At 43.0% G+C, this 26,339-nt stretch carries 21 protein-coding genes and 1 pseudogene; 8 read left to right on the forward strand and 14 right to left on the reverse strand.

What is annotated here, in order from left to right; genetic code table 11:
• Positions 1-14: 14 nt before the first annotated feature.
• The 3 genes from ACESQI_RS17605 to ACESQI_RS17615 all read right to left on the reverse strand — a co-directional run bounded on the left by ACESQI_RS17605 (position 15) and on the right by ACESQI_RS17615 (position 2,910).
• Positions 15-1,046: an alpha/beta fold hydrolase gene (locus ACESQI_RS17605; protein ID WP_195208011.1), complete on the reverse strand. Its 1,032-nt coding sequence runs from the start codon at positions 1,044-1,046 to the stop codon at positions 15-17.
• A 7-nt stretch (positions 1,047-1,053) separates the two neighbouring features.
• Positions 1,054-2,226: an aldo/keto reductase gene (locus ACESQI_RS17610; RefSeq protein WP_004295292.1), complete on the reverse strand. Its 1,173-nt coding sequence runs from the start codon at positions 2,224-2,226 to the stop codon at positions 1,054-1,056.
• Between the two features lie 126 nt (positions 2,227-2,352).
• Positions 2,353-2,910, reverse strand: coding sequence for a PPC domain-containing DNA-binding protein (locus ACESQI_RS17615; RefSeq protein WP_005641953.1), 558 nt, complete (start codon positions 2,908-2,910; stop codon positions 2,353-2,355).
• Positions 2,911-2,934: 24 nt separating this feature from the next.
• Between ACESQI_RS17615 and ACESQI_RS17620 the strand changes: the two genes are divergently transcribed.
• From ACESQI_RS17620 to ACESQI_RS17645, 6 genes are all read left to right on the forward strand, one after another.
• Positions 2,935-3,648 carry a hypothetical protein gene (locus ACESQI_RS17620; RefSeq protein ID WP_373126612.1) on the forward strand — a complete coding sequence of 238 codons (714 nt, stop codon included), beginning with the start codon at positions 2,935-2,937 and terminating at the stop codon, positions 3,646-3,648.
• A gap of 200 nt (positions 3,649-3,848) precedes the next feature.
• Complete coding sequence (locus ACESQI_RS17625) at positions 3,849-4,223, forward strand: excisionase family DNA-binding protein (protein WP_034536104.1); 375 nt, start codon at positions 3,849-3,851, stop codon at positions 4,221-4,223.
• A 5-nt stretch (positions 4,224-4,228) separates the two neighbouring features.
• Positions 4,229-5,332, forward strand: a complete 1,104-nt coding sequence (locus tag ACESQI_RS17630; RefSeq protein ID WP_016662432.1) for an AAA family ATPase — start codon at positions 4,229-4,231, stop codon at positions 5,330-5,332.
• The gene (locus tag ACESQI_RS17635; RefSeq protein ID WP_195208012.1) at positions 5,329-6,450 is read left to right on the forward strand and encodes a DUF6371 domain-containing protein; all 1,122 of its coding nucleotides are present in this window, start codon (positions 5,329-5,331) and stop codon (positions 6,448-6,450) included. The genes ACESQI_RS17630 and ACESQI_RS17635 overlap by 4 nt, the downstream gene beginning before the upstream one ends.
• A 287-nt stretch (positions 6,451-6,737) precedes the next feature.
• Complete coding sequence (locus ACESQI_RS17640; protein WP_195208013.1) at positions 6,738-8,204, forward strand: mobilization protein; 1,467 nt, start codon at positions 6,738-6,740, stop codon at positions 8,202-8,204.
• Between the two features lie 177 nt (positions 8,205-8,381).
• On the forward strand, positions 8,382-9,305 hold the full coding sequence (locus tag ACESQI_RS17645; protein ID WP_007837814.1) for an Abi family protein: 924 nt from the start codon (positions 8,382-8,384) through the stop codon (positions 9,303-9,305).
• 245 nt (positions 9,306-9,550) lie between these two features.
• On the opposite strand, the gene ACESQI_RS17650 is transcribed toward ACESQI_RS17645, so the two are convergent.
• Positions 9,551-10,528 (reverse strand): bacteriophage abortive infection AbiH family protein, encoded by a 978-nt coding sequence (locus ACESQI_RS17650; RefSeq protein WP_005835694.1) that lies wholly within the window; start codon positions 10,526-10,528, stop codon positions 9,551-9,553.
• A gap of 1,319 nt (positions 10,529-11,847) precedes the next feature.
• On the opposite strand from ACESQI_RS17650, the gene ACESQI_RS17655 reads away from it, so the two are divergent.
• Positions 11,848-12,009 carry a hypothetical protein gene (locus tag ACESQI_RS17655; RefSeq protein ID WP_005835698.1) on the forward strand — a complete coding sequence of 54 codons (162 nt, stop codon included), beginning with the start codon at positions 11,848-11,850 and terminating at the stop codon, positions 12,007-12,009.
• Positions 12,010-12,112: 103 nt separating this feature from the next.
• Here ACESQI_RS17655 and ACESQI_RS17660 read toward each other — a convergent pair.
• The 7 genes and pseudogenes from ACESQI_RS17660 to ACESQI_RS17690 form a co-directional block, all read right to left on the reverse strand.
• Positions 12,113-12,370, reverse strand: a pseudogene (locus tag ACESQI_RS17660) (Crp/Fnr family transcriptional regulator); the annotation flags it as partial.
• A gap of 181 nt (positions 12,371-12,551) precedes the next feature.
• On the reverse strand, positions 12,552-13,910 hold the full coding sequence (locus tag ACESQI_RS17665; protein ID WP_373126613.1) for a transposase: 1,359 nt from the start codon (positions 13,908-13,910) through the stop codon (positions 12,552-12,554).
• A 108-nt stretch (positions 13,911-14,018) separates the two neighbouring features.
• Complete coding sequence (locus tag ACESQI_RS17670) at positions 14,019-14,405, reverse strand: Crp/Fnr family transcriptional regulator (RefSeq protein ID WP_229058975.1); 387 nt, start codon at positions 14,403-14,405, stop codon at positions 14,019-14,021.
• Between the two features lie 9 nt (positions 14,406-14,414).
• Positions 14,415-16,031 (reverse strand): RagB/SusD family nutrient uptake outer membrane protein, encoded by a 1,617-nt coding sequence (locus ACESQI_RS17675; protein WP_005641955.1) that lies wholly within the window; start codon positions 16,029-16,031, stop codon positions 14,415-14,417.
• A 12-nt stretch (positions 16,032-16,043) separates the two neighbouring features.
• Positions 16,044-18,740 (reverse strand): SusC/RagA family TonB-linked outer membrane protein, encoded by a 2,697-nt coding sequence (locus ACESQI_RS17680; protein WP_005835700.1) that lies wholly within the window; start codon positions 18,738-18,740, stop codon positions 16,044-16,046.
• Positions 18,741-19,909: 1,169 nt separating this feature from the next.
• Positions 19,910-21,517 (reverse strand): carboxymuconolactone decarboxylase family protein, encoded by a 1,608-nt coding sequence (locus ACESQI_RS17685; RefSeq protein ID WP_005835705.1) that lies wholly within the window; start codon positions 21,515-21,517, stop codon positions 19,910-19,912.
• A gap of 24 nt (positions 21,518-21,541) precedes the next feature.
• Entirely contained in the window at positions 21,542-22,696 is a 1,155-nt protein-coding gene (locus tag ACESQI_RS17690; RefSeq protein WP_004295300.1) for a lactonase family protein, read from the reverse strand.
• Positions 22,697-22,975: 279 nt separating this feature from the next.
• Between ACESQI_RS17690 and ACESQI_RS17695 the strand changes: the two genes are divergently transcribed.
• Positions 22,976-23,896: an AraC family transcriptional regulator gene (locus tag ACESQI_RS17695; RefSeq protein ID WP_004295301.1), complete on the forward strand. Its 921-nt coding sequence runs from the start codon at positions 22,976-22,978 to the stop codon at positions 23,894-23,896.
• A gap of 68 nt (positions 23,897-23,964) precedes the next feature.
• On the opposite strand, the gene ACESQI_RS17700 is transcribed toward ACESQI_RS17695, so the two are convergent.
• From ACESQI_RS17700 to ACESQI_RS17710, 3 genes are all read right to left on the reverse strand, one after another.
• Positions 23,965-24,891 carry a site-specific integrase gene (locus tag ACESQI_RS17700; RefSeq protein WP_005641960.1) on the reverse strand — a complete coding sequence of 309 codons (927 nt, stop codon included), beginning with the start codon at positions 24,889-24,891 and terminating at the stop codon, positions 23,965-23,967.
• 7 nt (positions 24,892-24,898) lie between these two features.
• Complete coding sequence (locus tag ACESQI_RS17705) at positions 24,899-25,660, reverse strand: hypothetical protein (protein WP_195311136.1); 762 nt, start codon at positions 25,658-25,660, stop codon at positions 24,899-24,901.
• Between the two features lie 29 nt (positions 25,661-25,689).
• Positions 25,690-26,339: relaxase/mobilization nuclease domain-containing protein (locus ACESQI_RS17710; protein WP_272052725.1), on the reverse strand; the 650-nt coding region annotated here is incomplete at its 5' end.

A 26,339-nucleotide genomic window follows, 5' to 3' on the forward strand; every position in this document is an offset into this window, starting at 1 on the left:
TCCTCTGTTAATTTCTATCTGTCCAGCTGTTTCTCATACAGCCACTTCGACAGCAGGTCAGCTACTTCCACATTGTTCAAATCCGACATCGGGAAGTGCGTATTCCCATGCAGACCGACATCGGGCAGATGAATGACCGTCACGTCACCGCCCAGCTTATTGAGCATTTCGGCCCACTTGCGCATGAGATGCAGACGGCGTGTCCATTCGTAAAGTTCCGGATGTTCGTCTGTTTCGGGCAGGTTATCCCCATAGTAAATGATGATGGGAATTTCCATGTATCTCTTGAAAACTGCCATAGGGACTTCTATTCCTTCTGTTTTTTTAGACCGTGTCAAGACTTTGCCTTCTTCGGGAACTTGACCGGTTGGGAAGGGTACACTTCCACCGGGTTCGTATGCTACAATGGCTTTGATGTTCTTCGTTTTGAGCAAAGTAAACCAACCCACCGGACCGCCTTGTGAATGAGTGACAAATATGGCCGGACCGATTTTGTCAAAAAGAGCAGCATAGGCATCGGAATAGACATCGAAGTCCAAAGGTCCGATGGTCGGCGTCATCTGCCGGAAGTACTGGTTTAAGGCTTCCCGGTCGCGACTGAACTGTACACCCTCGAAATAATCAGGATAGATTCCCACACGGAAACGGTTGAACCATTCTTCTTCATCGAATACCGGTTCCAGTGTGACAGCTTCCGTACTCCGTCCGGCATTTCCCCGGCGAGGCTGGTCGACAAGATAGGTGGAGAAACCTTTGCGAAGAAATATATTCTGAAACCCTTCGCGTCCGTAAGGAGTGGTCTCCCATGTTTTGGAAAACTGGCCGACACCATGTGCAAAAACAAGCGGATATTTCCGTGCATCAACCGGTTTCTGATAAAATACATAAGCATGGTCGCCGTGGTATTTGTGTCCCAATGAATCGGTCAGTACGGTGCCACCTACGGCAAAACTGCCTTGTTCCTCTATTTGCAGAATATTCCCTTTGTAACAATTACAGCCCGACAGTAAAGCGATGAACGTCATGTAAAATATCTGTTTCTTCATACACGGATTATTTTGGGATTTTAGACTCCTGCAAGGCATCGTAGCGGCTACCCACCACAGGAATGGCAGCTACGGCTGTTTCCAGTTCTTCTATCTCTTCTGCCGTGAAACGGATGTCGCAGGCACGAAGGTTCTCTTCCAGATGAGAGAGTTTGGTGGTGCCCGGAATAGGCACGATAAAAGGCTTCTTGTTCATCAGCCAGGCCAAAGCTATCTGTGCCGGGGTAATGCCTCTTGTACGGCCGAAAGCGTTAAGAACTTCCACAATACGATAGTTGGCGCGTATGGCTTCGGGCTGGAAGCGTGGCAAGGTCTGCCGGTTGTCGTTGGTAACATCAAACTTGGTATATTCATTGATCATACCGCCCAAAAAACCACGGTTCAGCGGACTGTATGGAACGAAACCGATGCCCAAATCCTCGCACAGCTCCAACACTCCGTTCGTCTCTACCATGCGGTGCATCAAGTGATATTCGCTTTGGATTGCCGTAACCGGACATATCTTGTGCGCACGGCGGATGGTATCAACGTTTACTTCACACATGCCCCAATGCAGGATTTTACCTTCCTTGATGAGTTTGCTGCATGTTTCAGCCACCGCTTCAATCGGTGTGTTCGGGTCTATGCGGTGCTGGTAGAACATGCCCAATGTTTCAACTCCGAGATTGCGCAACGAGTTTTCACAAACCCGGCGGATGTTGGCCGGAGTGCTGTCCTCTTCGGTTTTAATCTGCACACCGTTTACAAACTTATGTCCGAACTTCGATGACACAAATACCCGGTCGGTATATCCTTTCAAGGCTTCGCCGACCAATTTTTCATTGATGTGGTAGCCGTAGCTTTCGGCTGTATCGAAAAGGGTCACCCCACGTTCAACAGCTTCATGCACCAGGGCGATTTCTTTTTCCCTGCTCGGGTACTGGCTGCGGTTATGGTTCAAGCCCATACAGCCATATCCCATTGCAGAAACAGTGAATGCCGTATTTCCGTGTCCCAATGTTCGCCGAGTGCGCACCGCCGCCATGCCTGCAGGGATGTTGTTTGCAACTTGTTGTTTCCCCATCCATACCCGTTCTGCTGCCGTTACCTTGTTCAAGGTAGGCCCGACACACATGGCAGCTCCTGTCAATGCCGCCATTTTAAGGAATCTCCGGCGGCTCATATCCTTGTCTTTATCCATATTTGATAGTCTTTAAATTATTTCTGTTGCAAAGTTAACGTGACAGAATTGATAAACTTTTTTTGATATATATCATCTAAGCTGAATGATGTATTATCCTGTATTCCAAGCGATATTTATAGGCAACTATCTTTCAAAATCGTATATATTCAGTCCTAAATCCGGATTATATGTGCGACTTATCCGCTCGCTATAATCTTCCACCACGAACTCCCCTGCACCATTCTGTATTGCGGAAAGTAGATGTCCGGCTAAAGCGGAATAGTCGCTCCTGCCGACGGTTATATGCAAATGAAGATATACCTGCTCATTCATAGATGATATATTCCCTGTAAGGTTGGATATTTCCATTTGCTCCCGGAATGTCTTATCATCATATGCTTTTGTCTTGGGATTGAAGAAACGGAGGGTCAGCTCTCCGATAGCACCAATCCCGTTGATAGAACCCGACAGAATTCCTTTCTCCTTGCAGAAAGCATTCAGGGCTTTCACAATTTCAGTATGATTGTTAATGCTGACAATATACTTGTTGCCAATTTTCTTGTACGAATACATATTCTTTTCGTTTTGTGCGTTTGCCGGAGCAATCAGTACCCCGACAAACAGCAAGATAAACAATAATTTCTTTATAAAATGCCCCATCAGTACACTTATGACTGTCTCTGTTTTGATTAATCTTACCATAATAGATAAAATTATCCCACATCAGTGCTTTCCACTTTTGTTTTTAATCTGCACACCGTTTACGAACGTTACCTTGTTCAAAGTTGGCTCTTCCTTCTTATTTTCCATATTCATAAATTGAAATTCGGCAAAAAGGAGAAACCATTGGAGGTAGAGGCTGTTGCTCCACAAGAGGTTATTGCTCCGATGGCTGAGGAGACCGCAATAGCTGAAGAAACATCCGATAAAGAGCCAGTACAAGAAAGTCTGCCTATTGAAATCCACATCACCTCTCAACATCATCAGAAGAGAAAGGCTTCTTATGAGGAAATGCAGAAACAGGAAATGGAGCAGCGTGTCCGTATGGTAATGGAGTACATTCATTACATAATGCCCCGTATAGCAGATCAAGAGACCATCAACTATATCTGTACCGAGGTGCATAATTGGATGTATAATCCCAACTATAAACCGAAACCAATCAAGAGAAGACTTACCAAGCAGATTACGAGTGTACCACTCCGTCATTTGGTGTGGAACATTACTGCTCGTTTCATGAATCCCAAACTTTACAGTGGCGATAATAAGGCCATATTCATAAAGACCTTGTTCCCGAAAGAGTTTGCCGACACCGAGATTGATACTATCAAGAACTTCAAGGTGGATCCCAGAAAGAGCGAAATTCCCATTGATGAACCCGAAGGAGACAATTTTTCTTTCCACTATCCCGAAGATTACACTCCAAAACAGCTTTTGTAACCCATTTCAATAGAATAACCATAAGCAGCCAGTAAAGCGTAACTGCCTGTATCACATCGTTTCCCGAAGAACTTTGCCCATCATTTGTGGTCGGTCATCGTTATTCGGGAATTATTTTGCAATTATCGTTCGTGGAGGTAGTCACGGCTGTATCATTCAAGTCCTTTGCAGCAAGTCCCACTAAAGGGGTGAGTTGCAAAATGGAAAATAATATGATTACCTTCAACGACCTTCCTATGGTCGTAGCTCAGCTTCGGGATGAAGTGATGAGCCTGAAAAGCCTGCTCACCGAGCAGCGCAGTGTGAATAACGCAAAGGCAGTGGACACCCATGTCCCCATGTCAGTAGATGAAGCAGCGGAATATCTAGGTATTCCAAAAGGTACGCTTTACATGAGACTCTCCGATGGAACCATCCCTGCCACCAAGCCCGGCAAACGCTACTGCCTCTACCGTGATGAACTGGACAAGTGGCTGGAGTCTTCCCGTAAGAATCCCGTACCTCTATCCGATGAGGAACTTAGCGAGTCCATATCCTCTTCCCACCGTCGCAAACCCAACGAACGTAACTGGTAGATGCTATGGAAGAGGATAAGAATTACATCAACATGATTCATGGCGACCTCGCACGAGCAAGCCAGGTACAGAGCGGTATGCCCGAGAATGTCGGTGTGATGAATATCAAGACTGCCAACCGTACCATACTTGAAGCGTCCCAAAAGCCAACGCCACGTTCGCTGTGGGATTGCTTCTGGTATGAGGGGGAACTCTCCTGTCTCTTTGCCGACTCCAATGTGGGCAAGTCCATTCTTGCCGTACAGATAGCTGACCGTATAGCACAAACCGACAATGTGCTGTACTTAGATTTCGAGTTGTCCGAGAAACAGTTCCAGCTCCGCTATACCAACGAGCACGGCAATCTGTATTCCTTCCCCGAAAGGCTGTACCGTGTATCCCTTGATTGTGATTCCCTCCTTGATGCCAACTTCGAGGAGGCAATCATCGGTAGCATCGAGCAGATGGCACTGCAGACAGGATGCAGGATATTCATCGTTGATAACCTTACCTATCTGTGCTGTGCCATGGAAAAGGGGGATGCGGCAGGACGGCTGATGATCCAGCTCAACAATCTCAAGAAGAAATACGGGTTGTCCCTCCTCGTCCTGGCACATACTCCCAAACGCTCCTTGGACTGTCCCATCACCTCGAACGACCTTGCCGGAAGCAAACGCCTGTACAACTTCTTTGACAGTGTATTTGCCATTGGCAAAAGTGCCCAAGATGGAAGTCTACGCTATGTGAAGCAACTTAAGGTGCGCTATGGGACATACTCATACGATGGCGACAATGTCATCATCTATGAGATTGAGAAGGTCGATTGCTTTCTGCAATTTGTACACCGAGGGTACTCCACGGAAAAGGAACATCTGAAGCAGTTGGGAGACGATGAATCCACCCGTAGGGACAGCCAGATATTGGAGCTCTCCCGAATGGGCAAGTCGTTAAGGGAGATTGCTTCACAAGTAGGTTGCGGTAAATCAACTGTCGGGCGAGTAATCCACCGAAGCAAAGAGAATGAAAAAGCCATCGTCCCAAGTGTCCCACCGTCCCAGCCCTTAGGGGAACGGGAGATGGGACAGGACGGGACACCCGATAATACCGAGAGAAAGGAGGCCAAGGCATGAAACGATATTCATTACAAAGCTACAAAGGTATAGCCACACGGCATACCTGTCCAAGTTGTGGCGACAAGCGTTCCTTTGTCTATTATGTGGACGAGGAGAATACACCTCTGCATCCGTCAGTCGGAAGATGCAACTACGAAAGCAGCTGCGGGTATCATTACACTCCCAAGCAATACTTTCAGGATCATCCCGAATGCCGTACCTTTGATGCTTCTTCTTTTGATGGGCAAATGAAAGAAGTGAAGAGCAAGAGCACTCCGACCGAGCCAATGAAACCTACGCCCATCGGCTATGTTCCGATTCACTATGTGGAGAAATCTAAAAGCGTGCAGAGTAATTTCTTCCGCTTTCTCTCTATATTGCTTGGCAACTACTATGGCAGCAAGTCTCAGGAGGTGTTGAACCGCTTGTTGGATGAGTATCGTTTGGGGGCGACCCGTGACGGTGCTGTTATCTTTTGGCAGATAGACAAGAACGGAAAGGTGCGTACAGGAAAGGTAATGCAGTACAATCCCGAAGATGGACACCGTATCAAGGAACAAGGTGTAGCCATCAACTGGATACATAACATACTGAAAAAGCAGAATGTATTGCCAGAAGAATGGCTACTATCCCAATGTCTTTTCGGTGAACACCTGCTAAGCCTCTATCCCGACAAGGTGGTGGTATTGGTTGAATCCGAGAAGAGTGCCATCATCGGCTCTGCTATCTTCCCTAACTATGTATGGTTGGCGACAGGTGGCAAGAGTCAGATGAAAGAGGACAAACTTCGTGTGTTGAGCGGAAGAACCGTACTTCTCTTTCCCGATGCAGACGGATATACCGAGTGGAAACAGCGTGCCGAGAGCATGACCTATTGCAAAGCTATCGTTTCTGACCTCTTGGAAAAACACGCTACTCCCAAGCAGAAAGCAGACCATATCGACATAGCCGACTGGATTATTTTTCAGATACAGGGAGGCAAGTTAATGTCCACTGCCAACCACTTGGTAGAAGCTGAAAAAATCCTCCAACAGATGATAGAGAAGAACCCTGTACTGCAAAAGCTGATTGATGAACTCGACCTTGTATTGGTCGATGCAAGTCACATCGCAAGCGATGACAAAAGCCCTCCTTGACAGCAGGAGAGCGGAAGCCGTAGGCTGTAGCGGACTGACAAGGGCTTGCCCTTGATATAGCCCACTATAACTACACGCTTCGCTTACGTAGTTGTGGGCTCTCCCGAGGGGATTAAGGCTTTGCCCTAATGACCCACTTAGGGCGTTTCTCCCCTGAGCACCCAGAGCAAAGAGTGACCCTCTCTTTGCAATCTCCGCTTATGGGTTGTACCCCTAAGAACCCCTTGCGGTTATGAGCGGACAAATAAAAGAAATGTTAGTCAATAACTCAAATCAAATTCAAAAAAATGGCAACAAAAAGCAGTATACATATCAAGCCTTGCAATATAACATCAAGCGAGGCTCATAACCGCAGGACTCCCGAATACATGCGTAACATCGGGGACTCCAAAATCTATATCGTACCCGAACTCTCTGCCGATAACGAGCAGTGGATAAATCCCAGTTTCGGCAATGTCGCTTTGCAGACGCATTATGACAACATCAAGCGTATGGTTAAGGAAAAGACTGGGCGTGCGATGCAGGAAAAGGAACGTGAACGCAAAGGCAAAAACGGAAAGATTATCAAGGTGGCCGGGTGCTCGCCCATCCGTGAAGGAGTATTGCTTATCAAAGCAGATACCACCTTGAATGATCTTCGCAGATTTTGTGATATATGCGAACAGCGTTGGGGTATCACTCCGATACAGATTTTCATACACAAGGATGAAGGGCATTGGCTCCCTGGCGAACCCGATGCAGGCGATAAGGAGAGCTTCAAAATTGGGGACAGATGGTTCAAACCGAACTACCATGCCCATATCGTTTTTGATTGGATGAACCACGACACAGGAAAGAGCTGCAAACTTAATGATAACGATATGATGGAAATACAGACATCAGCATCCGAGATTCTTGAAATGGAGCGAGAACAATCGAAAGCCGAGACAGGCAAGGAACATCTGGAACGTAACGACTTCATCCTTGAAAAACAGAAATCCGAACTCCGTAATTTGGATGCCGTAATGCGATACAAGGAGTATCAAGTGAAATGTGCCGAGCAGGAGGTTCAGGAAGCAGAGAGTATAACACAAGCCCTACGTGATGAAGCCCTGCAAAAAGAGAAGCAGAGTGAAATGCTCGATAAGGCTATCAGTGATAAACGCTCCAAACTGAACAAGGAGAAAGGAAACCAGTTGCTCGGAACAGTTGCTGATTGGGCTACGGGAAAGTCCAAAGCCTTGAAAGGCGACATTGAGGACTTAAAATTTGACTTGGCGGAAGCACACGAAACCATAGCCGAAGAACGCAAACGGACGCAGGCTGAAACCGCCAAACTTGAAGCCTACAAGAAAACAGTTGCACAGCAGATGGAAAGTGCCGTTCGCAATGCCACACTCAAAAAGGACGATGAAATTAACAACTTGAAAGACCGCATTTCGTGGAGAGACAAGATGCTGGGGATGTTCACAAAAATCCTGATGCAAAGTAATGGCACCTTCAGAAAGGCAGTCGATTCAATCATCAACTTTGCCAAAGATACATATCGTAGTATCTTCAGCCGAGAGGAGGCAAAGACCATCAAGAGTGTGATGGAAGCCTTTGGTAAAAATAAGGAGGATTACAGAGCTATTGGAACTTTCCTCGTGTTCACGGCAGACAAAAAAGAGAACCTATCCAACAGCGAGTACCGCAAGGCTGTTCGCGAAGTGGATGATGTTGCTATCGGCAGATATGAACAGGCGCAGAAGCGTGGAAATTCTCTAAAACTGTAAGGATTTAGGTAAAAAAGCATGATTCTTGTAAAATATTTCTGCAATTATTTGTTATTAGAGACAAAAAGCATTACCTTTGCATCGTAAATATGATGATCATCGGTTTGTGCCGAGTCAATGATAACAGAACCCGTTAGCATCCCGTAGAACTGCTGGCGGGTCGCTTTTTTTATTACTATGAACCAGCGCCCACGCACAATAGAAGAACAGGTCTCATTGCTCAGAGCAAAAGGGATGGAATTTGAAGATTTAGGCGAAGCAAAAGCTTTGCTTGCTCGAATCAGTTATTTCCGGTTGAAGTATTTCTGGACAGACCTGATTGATGACTCTACAGATGGTGATTTCTTGCCTGATACATCTTTTGATATGGTCATGAAACGCTATAATTTCGACCATAACCTACGATTGGTGTTGTTTGATGCAATAGAAATGATCGAAGTAGCTTTTCGTGCTAAAATCATCAATCATATGTCAAAAGCAGCAGGCAATGGACTTTGGTATCTTGATGCATCATTGTTTGAAGATGCCGACAGACATCAAGAGTTTGTGCTTAACTTGAAATATGAGTTTGAAAGAAGTACTGAACCATTTGCTAAGAAGTACATTGAGAACCATCCCAATTGGCAAGGGGATAGTTTTGAGGGTGATAACCCTGATGCTTGGATGATAATTGAGGTGGCTACTTTCGGCACACTGTCGAAGATGTATAAGAACTTGAAGAATCAATTGCCTCAAAAGTCAGCCATTGCAAATGATTTTGGACTTTACTCATCGAGAGAGTTTTCTAACTGGATAGAGATAATCTCGTTAATGCGAAATATCATAGCACACCATTCTCGTCTATGGAACAGAGCACTCAGCAAGAAAATATCAAATATCAAGGGGCATAGAGACCTTTGGTTGAATAACGAATTCTCAGAAATGCAGAAGAAAAAGCCCTATGCAGTAACTTGTGCATTGGTTTATCTCTGTAGAGCCGTAAGTGGTAGCAAATCTATCCAAGAAAAAGTAAAGGCGTTGTTTGAGACAAGTTCCCAAGTCATACCTATTCATAAAATTGGTATTCCTATCAACTGGAAGAATGAACCTCTTTGGAGATAAACAGTGAGTCTATCTGTGTGAGTTTGTAAATGGACCTGTAAAAAGGTTCTTATAGAGCATAAAAACTCAAACAAAAAATAACAGAATCCGTCAGCATCTCGTAAGAACTGCTGGCGGGTCGCGTTTTATTACCGTGAAACAAATAGATGTACCACAGCATATATATTAAATGAGTGACTTATTGCACAAATAAGTGTGAACAGGCTAATCCACATAATTTGAATGTAATAAGAGAGAGAAATTGATTAGTTGGCTGGAAAATCTATTTCTAATTGTAATCGAGATATTAATGTGTTCAGTTCAATCACCTTATAGTTGGTTATTTTATGTAAATCAATAAACGATGTGATTTCCATTTCACAATATCCTTGATAATCACTTATTTCCCATTCTGCGTCTCTTGCTATTTGAGCAACCATGTTTAAATATGGCGCATCAACTTCCGAGAATGACATTCCATAAACATGTATATGTGTCACATCGTAAAGGCTATCAAAGAAGTCTTTATACCTATGCAATAATTTTTTGACAGGTTTTTGTTGAGATGCAACGCCACTTACTGCGGCATCTTCTGCTAATTGTTGGTGTAATTGATGATTGTCCTCCATCTCCATTCTCCATTGTTCATATGCTTCTGGATCATCGTCAGAAGGTGGTTCTGGATCATTTACTATTATCATCTTCCGTAATTCATCCTCTCCTACACAATGTCCTAGAACAAATTCTTCATTATCATCAATACAGCCATGTATGTGAAGAATTTGTGCGGAAGGAACACCATACATATTCTCAAGAGTTTTCGAATAATTAAAGGTTAAGAAACGAGATCCTTCTCTTATCAATTCAATCTTTTTGTCTTCTCTTGGAGAATTCAGTTGCAGTATCCAATTTCTAAAACAACTTCTTAAATCGCTATATAGTCCATCAAGGCTCTGCTCCACCTCTATTTGGGCATCATTCCACATTCTATCACAATGGTCAGACATCAAATCCGGCACATTTTCACTTGCTACAGCACTAGCATATTCTAATATATCTAGTGAACCAAGTTGATTCTCGAAATCAGACCACCACTCATCATCACAACAGCCGTAGGCTTCTTCTATGTCTTGAATGACAGTCGGTTCATTTTCATATAACCAATCACGAAAATTTCGATATGAACTATTTATGCCATGGTGTAAATCAAAACCATTACCAATTATATATAAATGTCTCTCCATATGTGTGAATTCATCTTACCTATGCTATTTTGTATCTCATACAAAGATACATAAACTATTTCTATAATTAGTATTATCACTTATTAAACTTTATTCAGATAATGTGATACGGTTAGATAATAACTTAATTTACAAGGTGATTTATAAGAGGAAGAAAAAAACGTTAATTAACATTCCATTTAAAGAGTCATATCTTAGTTTTTTATCTCAATATCATTTCAAACATAATTCATGATTTGATAAATGTCAAATAAATCTGCTTAAATTTAAATTTTCACACTTTTATTGCAGTCTGTAATTCTAAATCGACATACATTTGCACCAGAAAAACAAAACAGGATAACAGAAAATAAAAAGAAAGTCATAAATAATAACTATTAAATGACGATTTGAATATACAAATATTGGTGATTGTTAGGATAATAATATCAAATTGTCAAAGAAAGAAAAAAGTGAGTATAAACCCCTCTTCGGAGGAACTAAATTTGGAAAGGTATGAAAAAGATTGAAATGTTTTTAAGTACTGTGTTTGCTAATAATAGTGCAAATTCCAATAAGTGTAATAAGATTAACTTTTGGTGTCCGACTGGGATGCCCCCCATCTTTTGTGATTTTCAAAGCAAATGAATTTGAGACACATTAGAATTTTATAATAATCGAGCGCTGTGAATTGGCAGCTCAGTAGTACTAACGTTCTCTCGAAACTAGAGAGACTAATTCAGATAGGTATGAGAAAGATTATAGTTTATATTGGTTCAATATTTTCAAATCATCCTACTAATTTGAATGCCAACGACTGCAACAATATCAACTTTTGGTGTCCAACCGGGATGAATCCAATATTCCATCATCAGATCAAGTATTATCAAGACTAATGGAATAATAGAACCTACGGCAATCACCAATTATAATTAGTATTAACCAACTTTTTACATTAAAGAGCTTAACAGCTAAAGGTATAAAAAAGATTGTAAAAATGACTAATATAGTTGATAACAATAGTTTGAGAATAAATTACTTGTGCCCCACTGGTATGATCCCTGTCTTTTATAATTTAAAGTCAAGCAAGAGAGGAAAGTAAATAGGGTTTAGTTTATGCATAGTAAATGTAAGATTTACTTGCAACAGGTAAAAAGATTTTTAAGGTTAACAATGTATGCGGCATGCTAAAAAGTGATTATTATGTTGGAAGTTGTTCTATATAAGTATTTACTTTTTGTCGTTCAAAAGATATGACTTCAATATAGTAAACATACACTTTTTAGTTTGCCCTTATTTTTCGAATAAGATGAGTGAGTCATAAACATCAGTTACATATTATGAATACTTTCGGCTCTATCACGTATGAATTTTTTAACAATAAAAAGAACTATCATTTTGATTTAACAGGAGCTTTTAGTAACATTATTGAAGAAAGTGAAGCAATAGAATATGATGATGACGACGATGAGGATGAATTCGATGATGATGACGATGACTAACATCTCATTAATCCATAGCTTTTAAGTTTATTAAAGAAACAGGTCAGGACGCTATATCCTGACCTGTTTTTGATGTTAGTTAAGTCCTAATAGTTAGTTTGCTTTATTTGCTCTCAGCATTAGCTATTGATGCACGTACTCTGCTTAATGTTTCCAATGTCATCTGAAGATATGAAGCAATCATTGTCAAAGGTGCTCTTCTAGTTATTTCAGGAAAATGTTGCTGTAATCTAGCGTATCTGTCATTTGCTGATTCGAAACGTAAAATGTCAGCCTTTAATTGTGATAACATTAAGGAATTTTCAAAAAAACTCCGATATAGATAAGCTATATCACCATTAGCATCAGAAAGTTCTTCCATTGGGATATTCAGTAAATGTCCCTAAAAAATAAGATGGCATATGAAGATGATAGGGCATGACCACTTCATATGCCATTCTTATTGCCATTTTTCGGTGCTTTCTCACATAATTCTATCCGACAGGACATGACGTTCCGGAAGAAGTCTGATGACCTCTTCTGATTCTGTGAGTAACATCATATCATGCTGCTTTAGCTGTTTTGTTTCTGATTTTTTCTATCATCAGTATGGCATTTGCCGTATGTATTCCAAAGAAAATCCACAGTATTTCCGTCTTCCTGTTTCCGGCCTTTATCCTTGAGAGCGAGTAATGTTGCTTCTGAGTGCCGAAGCTTCCTTCAAGCCGGGTGGCCCTTTCTTTTGAGAGTTCGCTTCTAAGCACCTTCCTCAAAGGCTCATCTTTGGCCGCCCTTCCCTTGCGCACAAAGGATGTGGATATCCCATATTTTGTACAGAACTTTCTGTTGGCATTATTGGCATATATGGAATCGGCAGCCACACATCTTACCCTTACATTCATAAGCTTCTGCTGCATACGGATACAGTCCTTCAAGCGTATACCCTCATTGAATGCCTTGAACGATAGGTGTTCGATGAACGATATGCCGTCTATCTGTATATTATTGACCTTTGCACCAAACTCGACGGACTTGGTTTCCTTGCCTCTGACGATGGGACGTACATAATGACGGTCAATGCTGACGATACGGTCACTGACTTTCCGCCCTTCAAACATTTCCTTTTCCTGTACAAGGACCTTTCTGATGGTGGAAAGACGCTTATGGTAATCCTGGGTATATCGGAGTAAAGCACCGTACTCGCTATGGATCCCATCCCTTTGACTGAGGAGCTTTTCAAGAAGCTTGATCATACGGCGCTTAAGCATTCTTGTCCTTGAAGCTCTCCTCTTTCTTTTCTTGCAGTAGGACAGATAGGATTCCGCCACATTCCTGTATTTGTTGCGCGTACGCCTTATGCCCAGCTCCCTGCAATGCCGGCATATATGCCTGTAGAGCCATTCGAGGCTTTCCCAAAGAAGTTTCATGTCCGTAGGAAAACGCATGTGGCTCTCATAGCATGTGGCATCGGTCATGCAGACGTGAAGGTTATCAAGATAAGGTTTCCGGTGTGAAGCCAGGACCTCCTGGAAAGAATCAATGTCAAGGCGGGATGCTATCTCATTACGGATGGCACTGACTATCTTGAAATTGGTTATGGGAAGGGACGGGGGGATCATAATTCCACAGAAAATCTGGTAGTGTATGTTCCCGTTCAGATGTTCCACCAGTTGCCTGTCGGAGAATCCGGTGTATGCCTTCAGGACCATAAGGGCAATCTTTGCGGAAGGACTGAATATGTTCCTGCGTCCCAGGCGCCGGTCCGACAGGCCTGCGGCTTTTGCCATACATTCAAACGGAAAGACAGAATGAAGCTTGCCAAGCTCACTCTCATTAAAACTCTTGCGGTATTTTTCCAGAATATCAAATTCTGTAAAACCCAAAGTAGGGTGAATTTCTGAAATATTTTGTATCTTTGCCATATCTTATTAGTTTGGATATTTCCCCCGTTTTGGCCGTCAAACCTTGTTTTCGGGGGAATACCTAAAGATACAAAAAAGCCAACTAATTCGCAATAATTTGTGTATGAATTAGTTGGCTAATTTTGTAATATTTAATGAATGTCCCTCCATTATATCACGCGGAATTTCCCATAAAACACTGTTTTCTACAGCATCCATCATAAGATGTGTTGGCTCTCGGTTAAAATAGCTGTCAATACACCAGACAACATCTTTTTCACATGCTAAATGTTCTATCACATCCTTATCATGCTTTAGGTAGTGCTGTCTAATAAATCCCTTTTCTATATAAAATAGGCAATTACAGATATCACCTTCATTTAGAATTATATCACCTTTTTGATATTTCTTAGGCTGAATAATATCTGCAAAAAGGCGAATATTCTCCAACTTAAGTTTGCGATTAGGGCATGTTTCAGCTATAATCTGTTTTGCAATGTCAAATTGAATACTCATAGGCTAAAGTTATTTATATCCAACATTTTGTTTCAATTTTGGGTTCAAGTCTATACTTTTTTGTGGAATAGGAAAAACTGTGGTATACCCATTTTTCTCATCAGCCAGTTGGACTCGCTGATCGTATGATTTGTGATAAACTCCAAAACGCACCATATCTTGTCGTCGCCAGCCTTCCCATACTAACTCCAACAAACGCTCTTTCAATATGTTCTCAAGCGTAGCTTCTCGATATGGCATACCAACACGACCTCGGACTTCGTTCAACTCCAACGAGCCATCCTCACCATTACGTACCTTTGCCTCGGACTTCATCAGGAGAGCATCGGCATAGCGGAATAGCACGATGTCGTTATCCGGTTGTCTACCGTCGGAATGTGAGGTCCTATCAACCTCATATTTTGCCATACGAGCACCAGCTGTCTTGACATAGGAGCTTCCCGTAAGATTCAACTTTAGCTCCAATGGGAAATACTCCAACTGCTGTCCATTGTCCATCATTACAGGCTTTCCATCAACCTCTACGATGCCGGCATAGAAGTTCTTTTCAAAGCGAGCATCTACATCATCTGTGCCGTATCCGTTGGCTAAGACTGTTGAGATATTGGCACTGGTACCATTTTCCGATGAGCCACCCAACGCACCGCCATGGTTGTAGTGTCGTGATCGGAAGAGATACCAGAACTGCGCAGCATAGAGGTTCTTATCCAACGGAATGGTGAATATGTTTTCGTTGGAGTTCTCGTTATGCACAGAGAAATTATAGCTATAATCGTCCTCCAACCGATAACCTACCTCGGCAAGTTTATTGCAATATTTGATACAGGTCTGCCAAGCGTTGAGTTTCTCACCATCGACGGTGAAAAATATCTCTTTACCGTTCCGTGGAACGCCATCAGTCCAATTATCATCACAATATATCTCGGCATTAAGAGCCAACTTAGCCAAAAGGAAATTAGCTACAGGTGTTGTTATACGACCATAGTAGTTACCCATCTTATTACTACGCTCATTTGGCAACAACTCGGCAACCTCCTGCAACTCATTCACGATAAAACGGAAAACCTCGCTACGCTCGCTCTGCACAACTTCATCCTGCGGTTGTTCATAGGATGTTACGATGGGCACTCTGCCATACATATCCATAATGTAGTAGTAGAAAAGTGCTCTCAGAGCTCGCACCTCAGCTTCGTAGGCCACTCTCTGCTCCTCAGATAGGTTATGGCTATACTTATCGATGATATGCAGAGATTTGTTCGATAACACAACAACCTTGTAGAGGTATTTCCAAGTATTGTAGAGTGGTAAATCATTAGGACTCCACTTATGCTGATACATATTCGTCCACAAACCTCCATCGTACCAGTCGCCACCACGAATAGGTATCATGGCTTCGTCTGTAGTAAGTGTGTTATAGTCATAAATCCCACGACAGGTCCCCTGTAAACCCTCACTGTCTGCACTGCCACCAATGTAATTGTAGAGCACAGCCACTGCATTAATATATATGTTGTTGGCATTGTTGTAAATGTCTTCTTCATAAAGTTGATCTCTAGGGTCTTCAGTAAGACAAGAGGTCATCATCGTTGCCAAAGCAACCATCAATATGTTTATATATCTTTTCATAACTGTAAGCGGTTAGAATTGAATACTAAGACCTAACGAATAGGTACGATATAAAGGATAGGTGCGTTTGTCGTCAATGCCCAAAGTGTTGCTTACTACATAACTGTTTATCATTGGAGTAAGACCGCTATAGCCTGTGATTGTTGCAAGGTTGCTAATGCCTGCCGAAAGACGCAATGACTTCACAGCCTTGGATTTCATTGGAATATTGTAGCCTATGGTAATATGTTCAATATTTACATAGTCACCTTTTTCCAACCAATAGTCTGAAACATTCTGATCAATAATATTTTTTTCAGGAGCACCCTTCAATACATTGTAGTCAGGGAATATAGACATATTGGTATAAGCCAAGCCCGTGCCATTGAATATCTTATGACCGAAAGCACCATTTATCTGCATGGCAATATCAAAGGACTTGTAACGGAAACTGATGTTTGATCCAATAGTTACCTTGGGGGTTGCCTGACCTGCTATATACCTGTCTCCGCCATCGCTAAAATCAATCTCGCCATCATCATTCAAATCTTCAATATCGTAACTGTAGCCACCAAGTTCATTTTCTTTAAGCCCTTTGCAGTGAGGTAGATAGAATACCCCCAATGGCTGACCTACAATCTGATATACTACATTATTGTCTCCACCGTTCTGACCTGCACCATAAAGCGAGCCAATCGGAGTAATATCTGAAGCTGTCATATGCATACCATTATACTCTCCACTAAGCGAAAGTAACTTATTCTTCTGGTAGGACATATTGAAGTTGATATTCATCTCCATATCCTTTCGTTGAATGGGAACTACCGAGATTCCTAGTTCGACACCCTGGTTAGACATCGAGCCGATATTTGCCATCAGTTTATCGAACGCAAAGGTCGGAACGGGAACATCATACTCATAGAGCATATCCGTTGTCTTTGAGTAATATAATTCCGAGGTAAGCATCAACCGATTATCCCATATACCTAAGTCAAAACCGATATTAAATGTTGAACGAGTCTCCCACTTAAGGTCCGGATTCGTGTTGCGTATACTTCCCATTGTTACGGTAGGTGCACCGTTGATGGATACGATACCATTCTCCTTTACGGTATTAAGTGTTGTATAGGATGTTATACCTCCAAGATTTCCTGACCGACCATATCCGGTTCTTAGTTTCAACATTGTTATAAAGTCAGTATCAGAGAGGAAGCCTTCTTTTTTTACATCCCAACCCAGTGATACTGATGGGAAGAATCCGAAAGTATTGTTATCGCTTACCATTGAAGAGCCATCTCCACGGAGTGCTGCCGCAATAGAATATCTATCCTTGTAACTATATGTGACACTACCCATTATTGAAGCAAGTGACGGGTCTTCATAGCTACTGCTCGTACCACCGAAAGGACGCGATGATGTTGCTCCGATGTTATTATAGGAGAAATCATTTGTTGTTATTCCTTTTGCCTGCACCCATAAACCAGTCCTTACCTGTTTAAGATATTCTGCGCCAACAACAGCATCAAGGTGTGAGTCTCCCCAAGCATTGTTATATGAGAGGGACACATTTGTAAAGTAGTCTTCACCCTTGAACTCTCCACGATAAACATTGCCTTGCGCCCACACCCATGTAGGACAAAATTGAGCATTTCCCGTAGATGAATATGAATAAGAGCCGAAAGCCGACAATATCAAATTGTCAAGGATATTAAATTTCAGCCCCAAATGTGTATTGAAATTCCGTTCTTCGGAGTCATTTTTCTCATAGAGGAGTGCTCCGGGGTGGTTGATGTGTGATGCAGCCGAGTTCTTCACCCAGTTGCCATTAACATCAGTTCCTGCTGGATATGTAGGATTCTGTGCAGCTGCCGAGTAAAACAGCATTCGTGTATCGAAAATGTCGTGTATCTTTGACGAGTAGCCATATACACCAAAATCGCCAACTAAGCGACCATCGAAAGCCTTTTGTGTAGCATCAAGTTTTACCACTAAATTTCGGTAATCGTTAACTTTGACAATTGTATTATGATCCATAAAACCGAACGATGCTCGATAGTTTGAGTTTTCCGAACCACCGCTAAAAGCCAAGTGATGCTGATGTATCAAGCCCGTACGAGTAATTACATCGTGAAAATTGGTGTTGTAGCCACCATTATTGTAATCTAATCCAAGTGCCTCTGCTGTAGCTATATACTCCGGGCCGTTGAGCATTTGCAGATGTTTATACATTGACTCGAATCCGTAGTTGCCATCATATGATATTTCGAAACCTCGCCCCGTTCCTTTCTTGGTCTTAATCTCAATTACACCTGAAGCACCACGGGAACCGTACATTGCCGTTTCGGTAGCATTCTTCAAAATAGTGAAACTCTCGATGTCTGCGGGATATATGGTAGATAGCGTAGCGATGTCAGATGTCACTCCGTCAATAATTACTAACGGGTCATTGCCACCCATAATGGATGTGGTACCACGCACACGGATACTATTCAGCATAGCGAGCCTGTCAGTCCCATTAGTGGTGACGTTCACACCGGCAGACTGACCACTCAATACATCCAAAGCATTATTCAATGGTCCCTTCTTGATATTCTCGGGCCTGATATGCTCTAATGATTTAGTCGCCGAAATGGTATCTTGTTTCTCTCTGATATTCTGTACTTGTGCATCAATTTTTTGAGCACTACAGATGAAGAACATTATGACAAGACAAAGACTGACTCTTCCCATCTTGATTCGTTAAATCTCTGTAGATTCCCCAGACCAGACAGTTAATAAATCTTATACGCAATGTATTATAAAGAGGGGGATTGGGAATCTGTACTATTTCCCTGCCTGTCCGTCCGCTTAGCCATTGTATATTTTTTTTTGTTATTTCATATCAGTGATGCTGATAATCCAAGCAAGAACAGAGTAAACATCTACCTCTTTTATACATAAATCCTTTCCAAGGACTTTATAAGCGCAACCATTAACTACATTACATTACAAAGGTAACAATAATTTGTCATTTGAAGAAATTTAGAAAAAAGAAAAAGTCATTATGCGTGATATTTTTTATTTAATTACGACATTTATCAAATACAAAAAATCATAGAAGGACAAAAATCTTTAAATGATTTGATTATAAACAAACTTTAAATAGTTAAATTGCAATAATACTATACCATGGTTGTTCTTTACCTTAATGTAATACTACTGTTATATATCTGGTCATTTATCTCCTTTTGTCGGATGCAAAGGTTGCCAAACCTCTTTTAGAAAACGAAAAGTTCAAGCGGTAAACCATTTGGAGCAGTTTCGTCCTCCGTTGGAGAGTAAACAGCTCCAAAACCTTTTCTTATTCATCGGCTTGGCTGAAAACTGCATCCGGCAACGGAGATAAACGACTGACGAAATAATAGCATAAAACAGCATAGCCCCCCCTTAATAAGGCAATTTTATCAATGCTGTTTTCATTCTTTTCAGAGGACTATTATTTTCGACAGAGAGAAATTTGGCAAGCGGCAGATTTCACTCCCTCAAAAATAATAGATTTGAATTGCTGTCCTCTTGCCTTTATTGGAAATTGTAGTACCTTTGTAGTGGCTTGTGCGAACGAGCCAAGCAATGTGGAAAGATGGGAACATCGAACCATCAATAAAGTACCGAAAAGAGGGAAAATACCCTCTACCACCGCTCTTTGAGTGTTAAGAAATAATAAAAAGGTTAAATCTTCACCTTTTAGAATGTACCCCTAAAGGTTATGCCCATATTTCTGACTTATAACTCACAAAATATTGAGTAATAACTGGTTGCAAATACTATAATCTTTAAATTGTTTCTGTTGCAAAGTTACCCTCCTGCGTATTCGCTTTGCTGTATCATAATCACGGATAGCATTACCATTTTCATCTGAATTACCGCAAAGCATACCAGAAGAATTCCGAAATTTTTTCGAACGGTATCTTATCCATCCGGTCATACAAGTCTACATGATTGGCTCCGGGAACGATATACAGTTCTTTCGGTTCGCTGGCTTCTTGATAGGCATCCTCACTGAAATAGCGCGAATGTGCATGCTCGCCTGCAATGAATAGCACGGGGCGTGGTGAAATCTCTTTAATCATGGCAAACGGATAGAAGTTCATCAATGCCGCCTGACTGGTAAAGCGTATACCTTGATAGCGCGGATGATAGCCACGCAAGGGGTTGCGATAGTAATCGAAAAACTCCTTCTGCACGGCATTGGCATTTCCCAGCAGTTTCTCCGGTGTGCCAAAGCGGATACGTGCTTCTCCCGTTTCTGCTTCCTTCCAACGTTGTTCGGCAACTTCATCCAACAGTTTGCGTCTTTGTTCATCCGTCATCGAATCCCCCAAACCGTTACGGGTGGCACGCCCCATATCATACATGCTCACGGTTGCCAATGCCTTGATGCGGGGGTCGAGAGAAGCCGCACAGACAGAGAACCCGCCGCTTCCGCAGATGCCAATCACACCGATACGGTTGCGGTCAATAAACGGTTGTAGTCCGAGCCAGTCTACAGAAGCACTGAAGTCTTCCACCAATGCGTCGGGCGATACCGTGTGACGCGGTTCTCCTCCACTTTCGCCTTGATAGGAAGCATCAAAAGCCAGAGTCACGTAGCCTCGCCGTGCCATTTCCTGTGCATAGAGTCCGCTACACTGTTCTTTCACAGCCCCGAACGGGTGTCCGATGATGAGGGCTGCATAGTGTTGCGCTTCATTGAAATCCTTCGGGAGGTACATTTCGGCGCAAAGCATGATATCATACCTGTTTTTATAAAAGACCTTACGGACAGTAATTGTCGGATCTGTTTGAAAAGTCTTTGCCGGTTCATCGGATTCAGAAAGCACCATTCCGTTCCGACAGCGTGCCGCCATGATAAGTACTTCGTCTATCTGAGCCTGTGTCACGCCGTTGTGCTTGGCATGGGCAATGTGAGTATTCAACTCATTCTTCACGCCGTCCAACACCGACAAGGCAGCCACAGTAGACAGTTCACGGGTACGCCAGTCGAGATTGTCACGGCTGAATATGTCACCGAACAGATGAGCTTTCAGAAATTGGTCCAATGCCGGAGCAAATGTCAGCACTTCTCCTAGTGCCGGACGACCGAACAGTTTCAGCTGGTTTTGTCCACCGACAACAAACATATCCGAACTCTTTACCGGAGAAGGCTCCCGTCCGGCTTCATCCTTTATGCCTTGTGCTGCACGCTCTTTGGTGAGATTCATCAGCGTAACCAATGCACCCATGCTGCGTGGAAAGCCGCAATAGGCATAGAGCTGGGTAAGTACTTCTTTTTCTTCGCTCACGGTCAGCCCACAGTCAAGTCCTCTGGCAAGGATCACTTTGAGGCTGTCCTGATTGCCACGTGCGGCATACATACTGATGGCGGCAATACTTTGTTCTTTCTTGCTTAACATATTGTCCTTGTTTTGTGCCTGCGTATAAACGATACAGCATATCAGGCAGGCGATGGTTGTAATTAACTTGTTCATATTGCTTTCTGTTTAGTGATGAATTTATAAGAACTTGACAAACGCCGGTCTTTCCAGTCGGATATTTTTTCCCGTATTCTTCAGTAACCCCGTATTTCGGTTTCTTTCGAATATCTGTATGCAGTTGGCATCCCTGCAAACCACTGCCAAATAGCAACCATCCGGAGAGATGGCAAAACTTCGCGGATAAAGACCTGTTGGCTGAAATCCTATTTGAACCAATGTTCCTTTTTGGGAATCAATGGAATAAACAATTATGCCATCTTCTTTCAAGTGCTTGGAAGCATAGAGGAATTTGCCATCGGATGAAACATGGATATCTGCATTTCCCTCTGCAACGAAAGGGTCGCAGACAATTGTTTGTAAACGTTCCAACTTGCCTTCATTATAGGAGAATACAGTTATTTTACCCGAGAGTTCACTGATGAGATAAGCAAATCTGCCATTCGGGTGAAAACATATATGTCGAGGTCCTGAGCCGGAATCCATCTGTATGCGGACTACTCTTGATTCATCCAACAGAGAATGAGCCTTACCTGCTTCCGGTCGTTTGCCTATCGGAAACAGATAGATACAATCTGTTCCCAAATCGGTAGCAAGAAGGAATTTGCCATCAGGTGTAAAGGTCACGCAATGCAGATGCGATTGTTCCTGCCTTTTTTTATTCGGCCCATTTCCAGCAAAACGAATTATTTTTGTATCACGTTGCAACTTTCCTTTCTTATCCTGTGAGAATACCGTGATGCTGCCACCCTTATAATTTGCTGTCAGAACAAAGTATTCCTTTGGACTGAGAGTAATATAAATAGGAAGTTCACCGTCTGTAGATTGCGAGTTAAGCAGAGACAGCAGACCACTTTCCTTATCAAAAAGCAAAGCATTGGCAGTCGAACTTTTCCCTTCATCATCGCCTATGGCATAAATTCGATTACCAGTGCTATCAGATGTAAGGAAAGCAGGATTTGAAATCCCTCTCAGCCCACACGGATAGTCGACATCGGCAGTTTGTCCGTCAAACCGGTACATTCTGACACCTTCTTCGTCTGGCTTCATATAACATCCTACCAACAGAAATTTTGCATAAGTTCCCTTATCCGGGACATCTTCGGTTGACCGCGCTTGAATCGTAGTGAAGCTAAGCCATAAGATTAACATGACAAATAAAGCTTTTGGTTTCATCTTATTTACCTTTTTGGTTTCACTTGCAAAATTACAGCATTCACATACTGAAGATTAGACCTCAATCACTGATAAAATTACCACTTTCATCGGGCTTGGACCGGGTTAAATGTTATCTGTGAAAATGGTAAGACAGTCTGTGATTAGGGTTATATGTTCGTTGATTGAATGAACTAACTTTGTCGTCATGGAATAAAATAAATAAGGGATAGAAAAGAAACAGCTGTTCCTCAGACAGCAATGTCAATATAAATACTTATTTTTGTAAAAAACAAAAGGATGGTTATGGGAGATATAACAAGAATAGATACAGTTCAGCAGTACTGCGACCTTTTCGAAGTCGAAGCTCTGCACCCGTTGGTCAGCGTTGTGAATTGTTACGAGGTGCAGCCCATCAGACACTCAAAGAAACTGTACAACATTTATGCTGTGTTGCTGAAAGATACTGACTGCGGTACGATGAATTATGGACGGAGCCTCTATGACTATGAAAAAGGCTCCATGCTGTTTATCGCTCCGGGGCAGGTAATGGGTTCTGACGATGATGGCAGTCTGCACCAGCCGGCCGGATGGGCCCTGATGTTCCATCCCGAACTATTGCGCGGTACTTCCCTTGCACATATAATAAAAGAGTATTCTTATTTCTCATATAATGCCAACGAAGCACTGCACCTGTCAGAACAGGAGCGCAAAGTAGTCATTGAATGTATAAACAATGTAGCAGAAGAATTGAGGCATCCTATTGACAAGCACAGCCGTTCTTTGATTATTGATACCATGAAGCTTCTCCTTGACCGCTGCATCCGCTTTTATGACCGCCAGTTCATTACAAGGGAAAATGCCAACAACGATTTGTTGGCGCGTTTTGAATTGTTGCTCAATAATTACTATCATTCTGCCTTGCCAACGAGTAAAGGTATTCCGACGGTACAGTATTGCGCTGACCAACTGTGTCTTTCCACCAATTATTTCAGTGACCTGGTAAAAAAGGAAACCGGTATGTCAGCAATCAAGCATATCCAGCAAAAAATTATGGATATAGCCAAAGAGCGCATCATGAACACGCAAAAAAGTATCAGTCAAATCTCAGATGAAATGGGTTTCCAATACCCGCAACATTTCACACGTTGGTTCAAGAAGATGGAAGGTTGCACACCGAACGAATATCGCAATGAAATTATAAAACAAGCGATAAACTAACTGGTCTTATCATCATTTATTCGTAGAGTCTCTTACAAATAATACTCTGGATATAACCAACAAAGCAATTAATGAACAACTTTGAAATCTTGAACCGATAAACAAAAAAGTTTGATGATCTCCTGCATACACTTTTCCCATCGGATGAACAGCTGTTGTCCGGTCTTTTTCCTGCGGTAAGTCAGGATTCCGTTCGCAATGTCTCCCTTTTTCAGATAAGCCATGTCCACAAAGGACATCCCCCGTGTGTAAAAGCAGAACAGGAACATGTCACGTGCGAAATCAAGGTGGGGTTTCAGGGACAAGTCCAGTCTTTTGATACGCCTGATATCATTTAAATGAATGGCCCGTTTCAAGGTCTTTTCCACACCTGTATAAACAGACTTGAACAGGTTCCGCTGTCCGGTCAGTCCGTTCTCCACCGCACGGTTGTAGACCGCTTTCAGAATGCGCATGTAGAACGAGATTGTATTGGGTGAGTTCCCCCTGTTTTTCAGATAAGCCTCGTATTCCATGAGCAAGTCAGAGCTAAGTTCGCCAAACAGTATATCGCTACCTTTCATAAAACTGCTGAAACTTTTGAGCGCGGCTGTATAGGTTTCAGAGGTCCGTATCTTTCCCAAACGTTTCAGCCTTACTATCTGTTGCCGGATATAGTCGTTAAACGAAGGTTCTTGTCCGCTGTCATGGAAACGTATGACGATATCATCCGCTGTAAACGGACCGGATTGGCTTAATGTCCTGATAGCCTTTTCCAGTCGGATTTTGTCCCGTCTTATCCGTTCCCCTACCGATAGAAGATAATTGTCCCGTTCCATCCCTGCAGGGTGTTGACAGGGAATGACCGCTTCGGAACGTTGGTCCCATTCCGAAGCGAAAAGTTTGTATCCGGTACTGATCTGCCTGACCACACGGTTATGAATCACCTGATAATACAGTGCGCCCTCCCTGCCTTCCGCGGACGAGGACCTGAATTTGGTTCTGATTGTTGCCATAGTGCAGTCATTTTGAATTGGGATTGTCCAGTTGCTTCCTGATTTCCTGTGCCTCCCTGAACAGCCGGTGCGCCAGACTGTCCTTGTAGGCTGCCATTTCATGGTTACGGATGCGGTTCCTGACCGAGTCCTCAAAAGCGGTCACCAGCCTTTCCACACGCCGGATCTTTTCCTCGTCCCGCTTGATGGTGAAATGCTTCTCAAGGAAGGCGATGTCGGGATCATCCCCCGGCAGGCAGATCCTGATGGCTCGGTATTTCAAATCGGCATCTTTCAAAAGCCGGTTCGTGCGGTACTGGTTGCAGTTGGTCCAGACGGAAACGACCAGTGCCAGGATCAGTGCTGAAGCTGTCGTTACCACTGCCTTGGATGCGCTTTCCAGACGGTAGGTCACCAGTCTGCGCTCCGGTTCCTTTTTCAGCAGGACCATTCTCTCATCCAGCCGTCTCACTGTCTCCTTTACAGCTTGGCAGTCTTGACTCAGGCAGTATCTAATCTTTTCCATCTCCCCGGCAAACGTTTCGGCAGACAACGGCCAGCCTTCCGATAACCGGACGGTATGGTTACGTACCGCTGCTATTTCCAAGCCGTTTTTCTCCACCGCGGATTGCAGGCGTTCCAGACGGATTTTCAGTTCCGCAATCCCTTCCGGGGAACTGGTCCGGTTTCCAACTGCGGGGCTTGTGCCTTCCACGGGCAGCGTCTCCACTTTCTTCTCGATCCTTTCAAGGCATCCGTAGATGCCTTCCAGATAATTTTCCTCTTTCATCTTTCAAAGTTTTTTGTTATACATATGGTTCACAAACTCCTTCCTTTCCTGCGCTTCTTCTTTCTCCGCAGGCGTTCCGCCTCTTTCTCGTCCTCCGTCGGTGCCACCGACGGCATGAACACGCCACCCGTACCGGTGACTTCGACCAGGTTATCAATAACAGAACCATGACTTTGTTCATGGTACGGTTGCTTTTGGGAAACGTCATTTTCCAGGGACGTGACATGGTTATGGTCCAATGCCGCATCCAGCCTTGACCAGCTGAAACTGCGGTCAATCCCACTTCCCTTGAATGACAGACCGTTCTTTATAAAGCGGATGCCCTGCACTTCATTAGTGTTTTCCTTGTACTTGAATTCCATTTCCACGCCCATTTTTAAGAGCTTATTTTGAAATTCTTTCCATGTATCTGCACTCCTCAAAGCTTCCTTGACCGCACGGTATATTTCGTATTTCACCTTTTCGGAAGCATGCAGCTTTTCCGTTTTAACGGACTGTTTGCCTTCGGAATAGGTGAGCGAATACTTGTCCTTAAGCATTTTTGTCACTTTCTCGTTGCGCCTGAAATCGTTGCTGTCGGAAATCACCTTCCCGTCGAAGTCCACCCGGTTGAAGACGATGTGGCAGTGCGGGTTGTCCGTCCCGTGATGCCTCACCACGATGAACTGCGTGTTCCGTA

It is taken from the genome of Bacteroides sp. HPS0048 (assembly GCF_964240755.1).
GTDB classification, from domain to species: domain Bacteria; phylum Bacteroidota; class Bacteroidia; order Bacteroidales; family Bacteroidaceae; genus Bacteroides; species Bacteroides nordii.